13 protein-coding genes are annotated in these 14,085 nt (G+C 69.3%); 7 read left to right on the plus strand and 6 right to left on the minus strand.

Going from position 1 to position 14,085, the window contains the following annotated elements:
- Positions 1–17 precede the first annotated feature (17 nt).
- The 4 genes from ACYBYQ_RS16365 to ACYBYQ_RS16380 all read right to left on the minus strand — a co-directional run bounded on the left by ACYBYQ_RS16365 (position 18) and on the right by ACYBYQ_RS16380 (position 2,637).
- Positions 18–548 (minus strand): hypothetical protein, encoded by a 531-nt coding sequence (locus ACYBYQ_RS16365; RefSeq protein WP_459615437.1) that lies wholly within the window; start codon positions 546–548, stop codon positions 18–20.
- A 37-nt stretch (positions 549–585) separates the two neighbouring features.
- Positions 586–987 carry a hypothetical protein gene (locus tag ACYBYQ_RS16370; protein WP_459615439.1) on the minus strand — a complete coding sequence of 134 codons (402 nt, stop codon included), beginning with the start codon at positions 985–987 and terminating at the stop codon, positions 586–588.
- 49 nt (positions 988–1,036) lie between these two features.
- Positions 1,037–1,618 carry a YceI family protein gene (locus ACYBYQ_RS16375; protein ID WP_459615441.1) on the minus strand — a complete coding sequence of 194 codons (582 nt, stop codon included), beginning with the start codon at positions 1,616–1,618 and terminating at the stop codon, positions 1,037–1,039.
- A gap of 98 nt (positions 1,619–1,716) precedes the next feature.
- The gene (locus tag ACYBYQ_RS16380; protein ID WP_459615443.1) at positions 1,717–2,637 is read right to left on the minus strand and encodes a LysR family transcriptional regulator; all 921 of its coding nucleotides are present in this window, start codon (positions 2,635–2,637) and stop codon (positions 1,717–1,719) included.
- 97 nt (positions 2,638–2,734) lie between these two features.
- Here ACYBYQ_RS16380 and ACYBYQ_RS16385 point away from each other — a divergent pair, with 97 nt between their 5' ends.
- Positions 2,735–3,943, plus strand: coding sequence for an MFS transporter (locus ACYBYQ_RS16385; protein ID WP_459615445.1), 1,209 nt, complete (start codon positions 2,735–2,737; stop codon positions 3,941–3,943).
- A gap of 19 nt (positions 3,944–3,962) precedes the next feature.
- On the opposite strand, the gene argC is transcribed toward ACYBYQ_RS16385, so the two are convergent.
- Positions 3,963–4,886 (minus strand): N-acetyl-gamma-glutamyl-phosphate reductase, encoded by a 924-nt coding sequence (argC, locus tag ACYBYQ_RS16390; RefSeq protein WP_459615447.1) that lies wholly within the window; start codon positions 4,884–4,886, stop codon positions 3,963–3,965.
- A 257-nt stretch (positions 4,887–5,143) separates the two neighbouring features.
- Between argC and ACYBYQ_RS16395 the strand changes: the two genes are divergently transcribed.
- From ACYBYQ_RS16395 to ACYBYQ_RS16415, 5 genes are all read left to right on the plus strand, one after another.
- Positions 5,144–6,028 carry a LysR family transcriptional regulator gene (locus ACYBYQ_RS16395; RefSeq protein WP_459615449.1) on the plus strand — a complete coding sequence of 295 codons (885 nt, stop codon included), beginning with the start codon at positions 5,144–5,146 and terminating at the stop codon, positions 6,026–6,028.
- A 305-nt stretch (positions 6,029–6,333) separates the two neighbouring features.
- The gene (locus tag ACYBYQ_RS16400; RefSeq protein WP_459615451.1) at positions 6,334–6,735 is read left to right on the plus strand and encodes a response regulator; all 402 of its coding nucleotides are present in this window, start codon (positions 6,334–6,336) and stop codon (positions 6,733–6,735) included.
- Positions 6,736–7,259: 524 nt separating this feature from the next.
- A complete protein-coding gene (locus tag ACYBYQ_RS16405; protein WP_459615453.1) occupies positions 7,260–8,315 on the plus strand; it encodes a helix-turn-helix domain-containing protein in 1,056 nt (351 codons plus the stop codon).
- A gap of 195 nt (positions 8,316–8,510) precedes the next feature.
- The gene (locus ACYBYQ_RS16410) at positions 8,511–8,957 is read left to right on the plus strand and encodes a GNAT family acetyltransferase (protein ID WP_459615455.1); all 447 of its coding nucleotides are present in this window, start codon (positions 8,511–8,513) and stop codon (positions 8,955–8,957) included.
- A 99-nt stretch (positions 8,958–9,056) separates the two neighbouring features.
- Positions 9,057–10,370 carry an IS1380 family transposase gene (locus tag ACYBYQ_RS16415; RefSeq protein ID WP_459615278.1) on the plus strand — a complete coding sequence of 438 codons (1,314 nt, stop codon included), beginning with the start codon at positions 9,057–9,059 and terminating at the stop codon, positions 10,368–10,370.
- A 182-nt stretch (positions 10,371–10,552) separates the two neighbouring features.
- Here ACYBYQ_RS16415 and ACYBYQ_RS16420 read toward each other — a convergent pair whose 3' ends face one another.
- Positions 10,553–11,608, minus strand: coding sequence for a glycosyltransferase family 4 protein (locus ACYBYQ_RS16420; RefSeq protein ID WP_459615457.1), 1,056 nt, complete (start codon positions 11,606–11,608; stop codon positions 10,553–10,555).
- 556 nt (positions 11,609–12,164) lie between these two features.
- Here ACYBYQ_RS16420 and ACYBYQ_RS16425 point away from each other — a divergent pair.
- Entirely contained in the window at positions 12,165–13,976 is a 1,812-nt protein-coding gene (locus ACYBYQ_RS16425) for an ABC transporter ATP-binding protein (protein ID WP_459615459.1), read from the plus strand.
- The last annotated feature ends 109 nt before the right edge of the window (positions 13,977–14,085 follow it).

Genomic DNA, 14,085 nt, shown 5'->3' on the forward strand with positions numbered 1-14,085 from the left:
CGCCGGGCTTGTACCAGTCAGGCGGGTCGGCGAGGCGGGCCGCGCGGCCCCAGCGGCGGCCCTGCAGCGGGCAACGGCGGCAGCGTACGGACGGAGGGCGGCGGCACAGGCAGGGCGGCCTGCGCCGCGAGCGGCATGACCAGCGGCGCGGGCGGTGTGTCGAGCGCCTGGTGCAGGACCATCCAGAACGGACACTCCTGGGCGCCGGCCTGTTCTCCATGGCCGGCGCCATGGGCCGCGTGATGGCCGGCATGCGCCTCATGGCCGGGATGGCGTTCATGCCGGGGATGCCCTGCCCCGTGATGTTCCGCCCCGTGATGTCCCGCCGCCTGGGCTGCGGGCAGTTGCGCCAGGGCATGCAGCAGGGTGGGGCCGCCGCCCGCGGCGGTACAGAAGCTGATCTGCAGGCGCCCTTCGCGCAGCGCCTGCGCATCGGGCATGTACCCCAGCGGGATCAGCGCGCGCAATCCCAGCGCCAGCAGCAGCAGGCACAGGAGCAGGCGTGCGCCCGCGCGGAAGGAGCGGGCCGGAACGGCCGGTGAGGACATGGAGGGGATTTTAGCGGCCGCAGGCGGGCTGCGGCGCTCAGCCGGCGCCCAGCAGGCCTTGCGCATCGAGGATCGCGTAGGCGATCTCGGGGCGCCGCTCCAGGCTGCGCCGGATGGCCGCCGGTATGGCTTGCCGCGTCTTGCGGCACAGCCCGGGCTGGTCGGCGAGCTGGATATGGAAGCCGCGCACGGTGCGCACCTCGTTCGGGCCGGGCGCGATGGTGAGGCGGATGCCCAGCAGCGCCTCCATCTTCGCCTGCATGTGCTGCAGGTCGGCCAGGCTTTCCAGGTTCTCCAGCCGCTGGACCAGGCGCTTTTCCTCCTCGCGGGTCAGGCGCAGCACGCGGATGTCGGCTGCCGGATCGTCCAGCAGCACTTCCCGACGGCAGGAACAGGCGCCGGGAGGACATTCGATGCGCAGGGGAAAGGGGGCATTCATGGCCGCCAATGATACCGGCTGCGCGAGCCGGCGGCTCGGCCCCCGCCGGTTACGGGCGGCGCAGCCCTTCTACCTGTATCTCCAGTTCGACCTCGGGCCTGAATCCCATGTCCAGTCCGAAGTCGATGCCGAAATCGCGGCGGTTGAACTGGGTGGAGACATCCGCACCGCATGCCTCGCGCTTTTCCATCGGGTGCTGGATGCACTTGAAGTCGTCGATGTCCAGCGTGACCTGGCGGGTCACGCCGTGCAGGGTCAGCTCGCCCCGGGCCTCCTCGGGAACGTCGCCGTCGAACTCGGTGAAGCGGCCCTTGAACGTGGCCGTGGGATAGCGCTCCGCGTCCAGGATATCGGCGGCCAGCGCATGCTTGTTCATCTCGTCGTGGCCGAAATCCACCGAGCGGATGTCCACCGTGACTTCGATGGTGCCGGTGCGCGCCGCGCGGTCCAGCACCACCACCCCGCTGGACCGGTTGAACTTGCCGCGCCAGGTCGACAGCCCGCCCATGTGGTCGGCTTCGAAGCTGGGGTAGGTATGGTTGGGGTCCAGGTCGTACGTGACGGGTTCGGCGTATGCCGCGCCGCCGAGCGCGATCCCGGTGGCGAGGAAGAGGGCCTTGGCAATATGCATGGGAACTCCTGGTTGGTTGGAAGCGGCGCGGATCCCCCCGCGCAGGGCCGCCCGCACGGGCAGCCCCAAGTCTACCGACAGGCGCGCGGCCTGTCCGTTCACGCCAGCACGACCGGCATGGCCTGGCGCATGGTGTCGAGGAAGCAGCGCAGCCGGGCCGGATAGAAAGGCGCATAGGGATACGCCAGGTATACCGGCAGGGGTTCGCCCTGCCACTGCGGCGCCAGGTGCAGCAGCCGCCCTTCGGCCACGTCGGGCCGCACCAGCCACGCCGAGACCAGCGCCACGCCCAGCCCGGCGCGCACCGCATCGCACAGCGCGTACAGGCTGTCGGTGCTGAGCCGCGGACGGATCTCGAACCTGTGTACCACGCCATCTGCCATACGGACCAGTTCCACCGCGTCGCGGTAATAAGTGCGCAGCGAGAGCCAGGGCAATGCCGCCAGCTCGGCAGCGCTGCGGGGCGGCGCCCGCCCTGCCAGCAATCCGGGGGCGCCTATCACGATGCGGGGCACTTCCGCGAGCTTCACCGCGATGACCGACGGATCGGACACTTCGCCCACCTGGATGGCGCAGTCCACGCCCTCGGCAACGAAATCGGGGCCCCGGTCGTACAGCAGCCACTCTACCCGCATGCGCGGATAGCGGCGCAGATAATCCGCCAGGGGCGCAATCAGCTTGCCCTGCCCGAAGGCGTGCGGCGCGACCACGCGCAGCAGCCCTTCGGGCTCGTCGCGCGCATTGCCCAGGGCCGAAGCCATGGCGCCCCAGTTGTCGAGCAGGGCCTTGGCATGGGCAAAGCAGCGCTCGCCGTCTTCGGTGAGGGTCATCCTGTGGGTGGAGCGCTGCAGCAGCCGCAGGCCCAGCATGCGTTCCAGGCTCTGCAGCCGCCGGCTGGCCGTGGGCTGCGTGGTGCCCAGCCGGCGCGCGGCGGCGGAAATGCTGCCGGCCTCCACGATGCGCACGAAGGTCTGCAGCAGCGCGAGCCGGTCCGTGCCCGGGTTGTCGGTCTCCCTCATGCGTTCTACGTATAACAGAAGTACGCCAGCAGCCGCTACCCTGGACCCCACCTTCCCGTCAGAATGCCGGCACTGTTATCCATTTACGCCCCAAGCCATGACCCATCCCATTCAGCAAACGCATGACGGCACCGAAGCGCCGCCCTCCTCCGCCCGCATCCTGCTGCTGGCGGCCGGGGCGGGCCTGAGCGTGGCGTCGATCTACTACAGCCAGCCCATGCTGGGCGTGCTCGGCGCCGACCTGCAGGCGGGTGAGCGCGCCATCGGCCTGATCCCCACGCTGACGCAGCTGGGCTACGCCGCGGGTATCCTGCTGCTGGCCCCGCTGGGAGACCGCTACGACCGGCGCAGCATCATCGCGGGCAAGGCCGCCCTGCTGGCCGTGGCGCTGCTGGCCTGCTGCCTGGCGCCGGGCCTGCCCGCCCTGCTCGCGGCCAGCCTGGCGGTCGGCGTGATGGCAACTATGGCCCAGGACATCGTGCCCGCGGCTGCCACGCTGGCGCCGGCCTGGATCCGCGGCAAAGTCGTGGGCACCGTGATGACCGGGCTGCTGCTCGGCATCCTGCTGTCGCGCGTGGTCAGCGGGCTCGCCGCCGCGCACTTCGGATGGCGGGCGGTCTACGGCGGCGCGGCGGTGAGCGTCGCGCTGATCGGCGTGGCCGCGTGGCGCGGGCTGCCGCGCTTCGCGGCCACCACGCAGATACACTACGGCGCGCTGCTGGCGTCCATGGCCGGGCTATGGCGCCGCCATGCGGCGCTGCGCCGCGCGGCGTGGGCACAGGGCCTGCTGTCGGCGGGGTTCAGCGCCTTCTGGTCGACACTGGCCGTCATGCTGCACGGCGAGCCGTTCCACCTCGGCAGCGCCGCCGCCGGCGCATTCGGCCTGGCTGGCGCAGCGGGCGCGCTGGCGGCGCCGCTGGCGGGCCGCATCGCGGACCGCAGCGGCCCCGAGCGCGTGGCCCGGCTCGGCGCCGCACTGGCCGCCCTGTCCTTCGCCGCCATGGCGACGGCTCCGCTGCTGCCCCCGTCCGCCCAGCTGGCGCTGATCGTGGCCAGCGCCATCGGCTTCGACTTCGGCATCCAGGCCACGATGGTGGCCCACCAGACCATCGTATACGGCATCGACCCTGGCGCACGCAGCCGGCTCAATGCGCTGCTCTTCACCTGTGTCTTCATCGGCATGGCCTTCGGCGCGGTGCTCGGCAGCCAGGCCCTGGCGCTCTGGCAATGGCCAGGCGTGGTGGCGGTATGCACGCTCGCGAGCCTGGCCGCCCTGGCAGTGCGGCGCGCGCCGCGGGCCCGATGATGCCGCGCCGGCGCCGGCCTCAGCTTCGGCCGGCCAGCATCAGGTCGAGGTTCTGCACTGCCGCGCCGGAAGCCCCCTTGCCCAGGTTGTCGAACACCGCGGCCAGCACCACCTGTCCATGCCCTTCATGGGCGAAGACGGCAAGCCGCAGGTCGTTCGTGCCGTTGAGCGCCTGGGGATCCAGCTGGGCCTGACCGCGCGCCGCCTCCAGCGACAGCAGCTCGATGCCGCCCGCGTCCGCGTAGGCCTCGGCCAGGCATGCATGCAGCCGGTGCGGGTCCGTCCCCGCCGGCAGCAGGCGCAGCTGCAGGGGGATGGTCAGCACGATCCCCTGCCGGAATGCCCCATACGCCGGCAGGAACACGGGACGCTCCTGCAGGCCCGCATGGTGCTGGATCTCGGGCGTGTGCTTGTGCGAGAGGCCCAGCCCATATGCCAGGTAGGCAGGGCCTTCGCCCCGTTCATGCTCGGCCACGCCGGCCCGCCCGCGTCCGGAATAGCCGGATACCGCATGCACCGTGACGGGATAGCCGCCCGGCAGCAGCCCCGCCTCGCGCAAGGGGCGCAACAGCGCGATCGCGCCGGTGGGATAGCAGCCCGGATTGGACACCCGCGTCGAATGCGCGATGCGTGCCGCCTGCCCCGGCGCCATCTCGGGAAAGCCGTAGGTCCAGTCCGGATGGACGCGGTGCGCCGAACTCGCATCTATCACGCGCACGCGCGGGTTGGCGATCGCGGCGACGGCGTCGCGGGCTGCCTCGTCCGGCAGGCACAGCATGGCGATGTCGCAGGCGTTGATGGCCTCGGCGCGGCGCCGCGCGTCCTTGCGCTCGGCCTCGGGCAGCGTGAGCACGCGCAGGTCGCTGCGCGGCCGCAGCCGCTCGTGGATCATCAGGCCCGTGGTGCCCTGGTCGCCGTCGATGAAGATTGTCGGAGCTGTCATGGCGCCCCCTTGGCGCTGCGCGCCGTCCCCCCGAGGGGGAATTCGCCCTTGAAGCGGTTCTTCGGGCTCATGGCGCCCCCTTGGCGCTGCGCGCCGTCCCCCCGAGGGGGAATTCGCCCTTGAAGCGGTTCTTCGGGCTCATGCTGCCTCCCTGGATGGTGCGATGGAAAGTGAAGCGACATGGTGCCCCAGGGATTAGAATCGCAAAAGTTGAATTTCATGAGCATCAAATTCATCTTTTCTGAATTGCCACGACCATGCGCGAACTCAGCCTCGACCGCCTGCGTACCCTGGTGGCCATTGCCGACCTGGCTTCGTTCGCCAAGGCAGCACAGGCCCTGCACTTGGCTCCCCCCACGGTGAGCCTGCACGTGGCCGAGCTCGAATCGCGGGTGGGCGCGCCGCTGCTGTACCGCAAGCGCGGCCAGGTGGGCCCCACGCCGGTGGGCCACACGCTGATCGAGCGCGCCCGCCGCCTGCTGGCCGAGTCCGACGGCCTGCTCGACGACGTGCGCCGCCAGGTGCAGGGGCTGGCCGGGCGGGTCCGTCTCGGCGCCTCCACCGGCGCCATCGCGCACCTGCTGCCGCGCGCGCTCCAGGCGCTGGCCGCCGAACATCCCGGCATCGACGTGCAGGTGGCCGTGCTGACCTCCCAGGAAACGCTGGCGCGGCTGGCGGCAGGCACGCTGGACGTGGGCCTGGTGGCCTTGCCCCAGGCACCGGTGGCCGGCCTGGCCGTGCGCCCCTGGCGCCGCGATCCCGTCATGGCCTTCCTGCCCGCAGACTGGCCCGCCCCTGCCCGCGTCACCCCGGCCTGGCTGGCGCAGCGCCCGCTCATCCTGAACGACGCCACCACGCGCCTGTCGCGCCAGACTTCCGAGTGGTTCGCCGCCGCAGGCCTGCAGCCCTCGGCGCGCATACACCTGAACTACAACGACGCCATCAAGAGCCTGGTGGCTGCCGGCTACGGCGCCGCGCTGCTGCCGCACGAGGCCAGTGCTGCGCCGCCGCAACCGCAGATACTCATGCGCCCCTTGCGTCCCTCCCTGTGGCGGCCGCTGGGCATCGCCCACCGCAGCGGCAACATCGAGCAGGCAACGCAACACGTGCTCGACATCCTCTGGCGGCTGCGGTTGCGCTAGCCTCCGGGCCACCGGCGCCCGCCGTCAATGGAACGCGCCGGCCTGCGGGCAGGCGGCCGCACGTGCCGCCAAAACTGTATCTTTGTGCGCGCAGCCGTAACGCCGCTCTCCCCCGATGCCGCCGCGCCGAAACGATACGCGCCGTTACGCACGCGCCACGTAGATCGACTCGCACTTCCCTAAAATTGCGCATCGACGTGCCGCCATTGCGGCGCTCATGTACGGCATACACCGTACCGGCAGCACCCGGACGGCCAGCGCGCCGCTTCCCTGTCTTCTTTCCGCATCCATCGCGGCCCCACACCATGCCCAAGATCTACGTAGTGGACGACGAGCCGATCAATGTCGACCTCTGGCGCGAATACCTGAGCAGCTACGGCTACGACGTATCCACGAGCACCGACGGCGTGCACGCCCTGCAGCAGATGGTGGCGCTGCGCCCCGACCTCGTCATCACCGACCTCAGCATGCCCGGCATGAACGGCGGCTCGTTGCTGGCCGCCATGCGCGAGAATGCCTACTTGAGCGACGTGCCGGTCATGGTCGTGAGCGGCCATTCCAAGGAAGAGGCCAGCGCGCAGTGCCCGGGGCACCAGGCGTTCCTGCGCAAGCCGGTCGATGCCGACGTGCTGGTGGCCGCGGTGCGCCAGCTGCTCGCAGCCCACGTGCCCCACGCGCAGGCGCCGGTGCAGGCCCTGGCGTCCTGAACCGCACTGGAGAGCCGTCAGGCCGACATCATGCTGCCTCGGCAGGGATGCGCTCCCGGCGGGAGGCCGGCACGAATGCTCAGCACCGGAACGGGCCGTGTCGCCGCCGCGCCTGCAACGCCGCCGCCCGGTCCGGGCCCGATGGCGGGCGTACGGACGCCGGACCGCTCGGGCATGGACGGGCGCACCTCCGCAAGGGTGATTGTGGAAGCGACCGACGCCAGGCTGGCGCCCAGCGCGGCGGCAAGCACCGCTGTACGGACGAACCGGCGCCGCGGAGCGGGCGTGAATGACCTCGGCTGCATATTCCTGAAGCAACAATGAATTGACGATGGCGCGCGCGTCCTGCGCTGTGCGGCTGCCCCGGGGCATGCGCGTGGCGCCGGGCTACGCAGGGCGGCAAGTATCGCCGTTGCGGGCCGGCGGCCTATACTTGGCGTCTCATTTGGAAAAAACCTCATTCACCCGGCATCCGGCAACGTGCGCGCGGCCCGGCATGCGCCAACCCGGCGGAGCCGCCATCCATGTCTTCCCACGCAAAGCCAGGCGGGCACGCCCGGGATGTCGTCCCGGTGCAGCGTTTCGACGTGGCCGGCCTGCCGGCATCCCGGCAATTGCTGGCCTGGCGCGATTCGGTCGGTCATGTGATAGACGTGGTGCCCACGAAGGAACAGGCGGGACGCCCCTTCCACGCCGGCATCGATCGCTACCGGATCGGCAACTGGCTGTTCTCCGACTGCACCTCCGACGCCATGACGCTGGAGCGCTCGATCGCGCGCATTTCCACCGACGGGCAGCGCGGCTACGCCTTCCACGTCTTCCTGGAGGGGGAGCCCCATGAGATCCATGGCCTGGGCAGGCGCAGCCAGGCGGGCCCCGCCACCGTGCTGGCGCTGGACCTGGACCAGCCGATGCGCATGCGGCGCGGCCGCTGCCGGGTGCTGACGCTGTTCGTGCCGCGCCCGGTGGTCGACGCAGCGCTCCCGCACGCCGATGCCCTGCACGGGCGCGTACTTCAACCCGCCACGCCGCTCATCCGGTTGCTGGCCGACCATGTCCGGGCGCTCGGCAGCGAACTCGGGAGCCAGTCTCCCGAACAAGCCGGCAGATCCCTGGACACCGCCGCCGGCCTGCTGGTGGGTGCCTTCGGCCAACAAGCGCGGCTCTCCGGCACGCCGCGCGCCGCCGTCCGCGCCGCCCTCTTCGACAGGGCGCGCCGCTACGTGCATGCCCACCTGCACGACGCGGACCTGACCCCCGACAAGGTCATCCGTGCGCTGCAGCTGCCGCGTGCCTCGATCTACCGGTTGTTCGAGCACGAAGGCGGCCTGGGCGCCTACATCCGGCATCGACGCCTGCGCGAAGCCGCCAGCGAGCTGCTGCGCTATTCCGGGCTCCCCGTGGCAGACGTGGGATATGGGCTGGGTTTCGCCAGTGCGTCCGATTTCTCGCGGGCCTTCCGGCGGGCTTTCGGGCTTTCTCCCGGGGAACTGCGCGAGGCTGCCTGGTGCAAGGCGGGGGGCCCAGCCCCCGGCATGGCCGCCTCCATTGCGCCGACATGCGATATGCTAGCCGCATGATCTCCAGCCCAGCCTGCATCCGTTTTTTCCGACGAGCCTCCCGACGTCCGCGTTGAGTGGCCATCGATCGCATGTCGCCGGCAGCCCGCCGGCCATTTTCCGAAGGCCACGAATCCGTGGCCTTTTTCGTGGGGACCACCCCTGCGGCAACAGGCCCGGCATTCCGGCCCTGCCCTCTTGCCACAGGAACCCAGCATGTCATCCGTACCCCTGCACATCCGCCCCTACCAGACCGCCGACGAAGCCGCGGTGATCCGTCTCTGGGAAGTCTGCGGCCTCATCCGGCCCTGGAACGATCCGCGCAAGGACATCGCGCGCAAGCTCACGGTGCAGCCCGAGCTATTCCTGGTGGGCCTCGAGAACGCGCGCGTGGTGGCATGCGTGATGGCCGGCTACGACGGACATCGCGGCTGGGTCAATTACCTCGCGGTGGACCCCGCCTGCCAGCGGCGCGGCCATGCCCGCGCGCTGATGCAGGCCGTGGAGGACGGCCTGCTGGCGCTGGGCTGCCCCAAGCTCAGCCTGCAGGTGCGCCGGGGCAACAGCGCGGTGCTGGAGTTCTACGACCGGCTGGGCTTCACGGTGGACGACACCGTCAGCCTGGGCAAGCGCCTCATCTCCGACCTGCCCGCGGCGGGCTAGCCCGGATATTTCACGAGGAGAGGGAATAGGGGTAGGCAGCCCCAGCCCGAAGGCTTATGGTTAGCGGTGTCGAAGCGTTAACCGAAACGGGGTCTGCCTATGCCAAAGTGTACCGTCGAAGTGGTGCCGATGGGGCGAGTGGGACGTCGCCGGATTCAGGCATCCTTTACAGGTGGCGATCTGGTCAGCGACGGCGGGGTGCTGTTGTTGCGCCAGGTGGACCGTCGCCTTGGGCTGACCCGTTCGGCCAGCGCGGCACTGTCGGATCGCCGGCGCGTTGCGAGCGTGCGCCATGAGGTGCATACGCTGCTGTCGCAGCGGGTCTACGGATTGTGCTGCGGCTGGGAAGACATCAGCGACCACAATGTGCTGCGCGGTGACATGGCGCTGCAGACGGCGCTCGGCCAAGTCCAGGAGCTGGCTTCGGCGCCGACCTTGTCGCGGTTCGAGAACGCGGTGGATCGGGGCGATACGGCCCGTTTGCAGGCGGTGCTCGTGGAGCAGTTCATTGCACATTGGCGCGGTGCGCCGCCGGCCCAACTGGTGCTGGACATCGATGCCACGCACGTGCCGCTGCACGGGGCGCAGGAGCGCGCCGCGTTCAACCGGCATTACGACAATTACTGCTATCTGCCGGTGTACGTGTTCTGCGGGCAGGATCTGCTGGCCTGTGTGCTGCGGCCCAGCGACCGCGATCCGGCCAAGATTCTCAGTGCGCTGGTGCGCACCCTGGCGCGGCGGCTGCGCCAGGCTTGGCCGCAGGTACAGCTGATTGTGCGGGCCGACTCGGGGTTCTGCCGCGCGCCGGCCTTGCGCCGCTTCGAGCGTTGGGGCATCGACTACGTGATCGGGCTGCAGAAGAACGCCGCGCTGCTGCAACGGACCGCGTTGGCCGAACTGGCGCTGGCCGAGAACTACGAGCGCGCGCAGAGCAAGCAGCGCCTGATCGGCGAGTTCTCCTACGCGGCACGCACCTGGAGCCGGCAACGGCGCGTCATCGCCCGCCTGGAACACGATGCGCGTGGAGCCAATCCGCGCTTCGTGGTCACCAGCCTGAGCGGCGATGCGGCCGAACTGTACGAGCGCCTGTACTGCGCGCGCGGCGAGGCCGAGAACCGCATCAAGGAAGCCCAACTCGATTTGTTCGGCCGACGCGCCAGTTGCCACGCCTGGCAGGCCAATCAGCTTCGGCTGCTGCTCGCTGCGCTGGCCTACACCCTCATGGTCCATTTGCGCCGACTGGCCCTGCAAGGCACGCAACTGGCCCATGCCTGCACCCAGACCATCCGCACCCGGCTACTGAAAATCGGCGCGGCCATCCTGCGCAACACCCGTCGTGTGCGGGTGCTGTTGGCCTCGAACCATCCCATGAAAGCCGTCTTCCTGCTCGCCGCACAACGGCTCGGTCCATAACCCATCCAAAGTGCTGGCCCCGGCACGCTGTCCAGCTCGGGGGAAAGGGGGCCGTGCGCCCTGACGCCGGTTAAAAACCCTGTTCAACGACTTCAGCCCCCCTCTCACACCGCTCTGGCTCCCTCTGGCGCCATCCCCTACGGAAACTGACCTGCTCGCGAAATATCCGGGCTAGAGCGCCTTCACGCGGCCTCCAGCATGCGCTGCTCGTGGCTTGCCAGGAGCTTCTTGTAGACCGCGACATAGCGGTCGGCCATGGCGGTGGCCGAGAAGCGCCGTTCGAACTCGCGGCGTATGCGCGGCCGCGACAGCTTGTCGAGCTGGCGCAGGGCGGCGACCGCGCCGTCCTCGTCCTCCACGATGTAGCCGGTGACGCCGTGCTCCAGCACTTCCGGCACCGAGCCCCGGTTGTAGGCCACCACGGGCGTTCCGCAGGCCATGGACTCGATCATCACCAGGCCGAACGGCTCTTCCCAGTCGATGGGGAAAAGCAGCGCGTGGGCATTGCCCAGGAACTCCGCCTTCTGCGATTCGCTGATTTCACCGATGTACTCCACATGGGGCAGCGCCATCAGCGGCTTCATGTGCTGCTCGTAGTAATCGCGGTCGGCCTCGTCGATCTTGGCGGCAATCTTGATCTTCATGCCGGCCGCCTGGGCGATGCGGATGGCTCGGTCCGCCCGCTTCTCGGGGCAGATGCGGCCCAGGAAGGCCAGATAGCCGGGCTGGGCGTTGGCCACCGGCTGCAGCAGGTTCTCGGGCAGCCCGTGGAGCACCGTCGAAAACCAGTTCGCCTGGGGCAGCGGCTGGCGCTGGCTGTCCGAGATCGACACCACCGGCACGTCGCGGAACCGTTCGAACACGGGCTGCAGCTCCGGCAGGTCGAGGCGGCCGTGCAAGGTCGTCAGGAACGGCACCGGCTGGCGCGAGAACAGCGAGAAAGGATAGTAGTCGACGTGGAAATGCAGCACATCGAATTCTTCCGCACGGCGGCGCACGTCTTCCAGCATCAGCAGGTGCGGGGCGACGCGGTCGCGCACCGTGGGATCCAGGCGCAGCGCGCGCGGCCAGGACGCATGCAGCTCGGCCGCGGTTTGCGAGTCGCCGCTGGCGAAAAGGGTGACATCGTGTCCCTGCTGCACCAGCGCTTCGGTAAGGTAGGACACGACCCGTTCAAGGCCTCCGTAGAGCTTGGGCGGGACCGCCTCGTAAAGCGAGGCGATTTGGGCGATTCGCATGTCGGAGACTCCTAGTAAAACCAGCCCTGACGGGCTTGACGCATGATGGCTCTGCCGGGCACGCAGCGTCAGCAATGCGTTGCGTTGCAGGATGGCAGGCGGGGCGCGCACGCCGGACGGGCACACATACACAATGACCCGCCCCCGCCAGACATGAGGACACCGTCGAAAGACGGTGGCACGCGGCTGCCGGATCGCTCAGCCGCTACGGGACTGCGGACGGCCGCCGGCAGGAGTGCGTGCCGGCAGCGACAGGCGTAGGAATAGCACGCGGCCTACAGGCGGGGTATATCGGAGTTTTTCGAAAATCTATCAAAAGCCTACCCTGGCCGTGCCGATCGCCGGGGATCATGGCGCACATGACGCATCTCCTGCGTATGCTCACCCTCGGGGAGCACGCGCGTGCGCGCTTGCGCGCGGCCGCGGCGCCGATATTCATGTCATTACAATACGAGAACGTTTTGCAAACGTACCTGCCGCCACGTCTGTTCTACAGTGGGAGCTCCCGGCGCACGGCCGCGCCGGTGGCTCACCCGAAGACGAAAGGCTGGTTATCTTGGATCGATCAACGGTTTCCCGGGGCAACGCCCACAACGCCCGGCTCGCAGACTACGCGCACCGGCCGCTGGCGTTCGTGCTGAGGTACATACGCCGGCACCCCGTGGCGCATGCCGTGGTGCTGGGCAGCGTGCTGGCGGCGGTGGGCTGCGCGCTGGCCTCGCAATACGCCATCAAGAACCTCATCGACGTCCTGGCAGGAGGACGCGAGCAACTGGGCCCCGTATGGGCAGCATTCGCCATCCTCGTGGCGTTGATCGCCGCCGACAATCTGTGGTGGCGCGTGGGCGGCTGGGTGGCGGCCCGCACTTTCGTCGCCGTCACCGGCGACGTCCGGCGCGACCTGTTCCAGTACCTCACCGGCCACGCCCCGACCTATTTCGCGGAAAGGCCCCCGGGGGTGCTGGCCAGCCGCATCACCGCTACCGCCAACGCCATCTATACGGCCGAGAACATGACGGCCTGGAACGTCCTGCCGCCATGCGTCGCCGTGGCGGGCGCCATCGTGGTCATCGGCACCGTCAATCCGATGATGGCCGTCGGCCTGCTGCTGGTGTCGGCGGTGCTGGCCGCGGCGCTGTACAAGCTCGCCGGCCGCGGTTCGGCCCGCCACCACCGCTACGCAACCAAGGCTGCCGACGTCGACGGCGAACTGGTGGACGTCATCGGCAACATGTCGCTGGTGCGGGCCTTCGGCATGACGCGGCGCGAACAGGCACGCTTCGGCCAGACCGTCGAGAACGAGATGGGCGCGCGCAGGAAGAGCCTGCTGTACATGGAAAAGCTGCGGCTGCTGCATGCCGTGGTCACTGCCCTGCTGACGGCGGGGCTGCTGGGCTGGGCCTTGTGGCTCTGGACCCAGGGCCGCGCCACCGCCGGCGACATCGTGCTGGTGAGTTCGCTGGGTTTCACCATCCTGCACGGCACGCGCGACCTCGCCGTGGCGCTGGTGGACGTCACCCAGCATGTGGCGAGGCTCTCCGAGGCCGTCCAGACCCTGCTGCAGCCGCACAGCATGCCCGATCGTTCCGACGCAGCCGAACTGCAGCCGCGCGGCGGACGCGTCGATTTCCAGGACATCACCTTCGCGTATCCGCGCCGCCACCCCATCCTGGAGAATTTCGAACTGCACATCGAGCCCGGCCAGCGGGTCGGTCTCATCGGCAAGTCGGGCGCCGGCAAGTCCACGGTGCTGGCGCTGCTGCAGCGCTTCTACGAACCGCAGGAAGGGGTGATCCGCATCGACGGCCAGGACATCCAGGCCATCACCCAGGAGAGCCTGCGCCAGTCCATCGCCGTGGTGCCCCAGGACATCTCCCTGTTCCATCGCACCATCTACGAGAACATCGCGTACGGCAGGCCGGACGCCAGCCGCGAGGAAGTGATCGGCGCGGCGCGCGATGCGCGCTGCCTGGAGTTCATCGAGGCCATGCCGGAAGGCTTCGACACCATCGTGGGGGACCGCGGCGTGAAACTTTCCGGCGGGCAGCGCCAGCGCGTGGCCATCGCGCGCGCCATCCTGAAAGACGCCCCCATCCTGCTGCTGGACGAAGCCACCTCGGCCCTGGACAGCGCGTCCGAGGAGGCGATCCAGGAAGCGCTGGACCGGCTCATGATCGGGCGCACGGTCATCGCCATCGCGCACCGCCTTTCCACCCTGCAGAACTTCGACCGGCTCATCGTCATGAGCGCCGGCAAGGTCATCGACGACGGCTCCCCCCAGACCCTGCGCGAACGGCCGGGCCTCTACCGCGAACTGCTGTCGCGGCAGCACGGCCCGGCATCCGTGGTCGCGCTGCGTCGCGCATGAACGTGAGTCGTGCAAATACTGATTGAGAATCTTTATTATTCTGATTTAATATCCTGGGCTTCCGTCTTCATGACCCGAGAGGCCCGCCTTGCAATCCTGCTTCCGCCCT

The organism is Bordetella sp. 2513F2 (assembly GCF_054642735.1).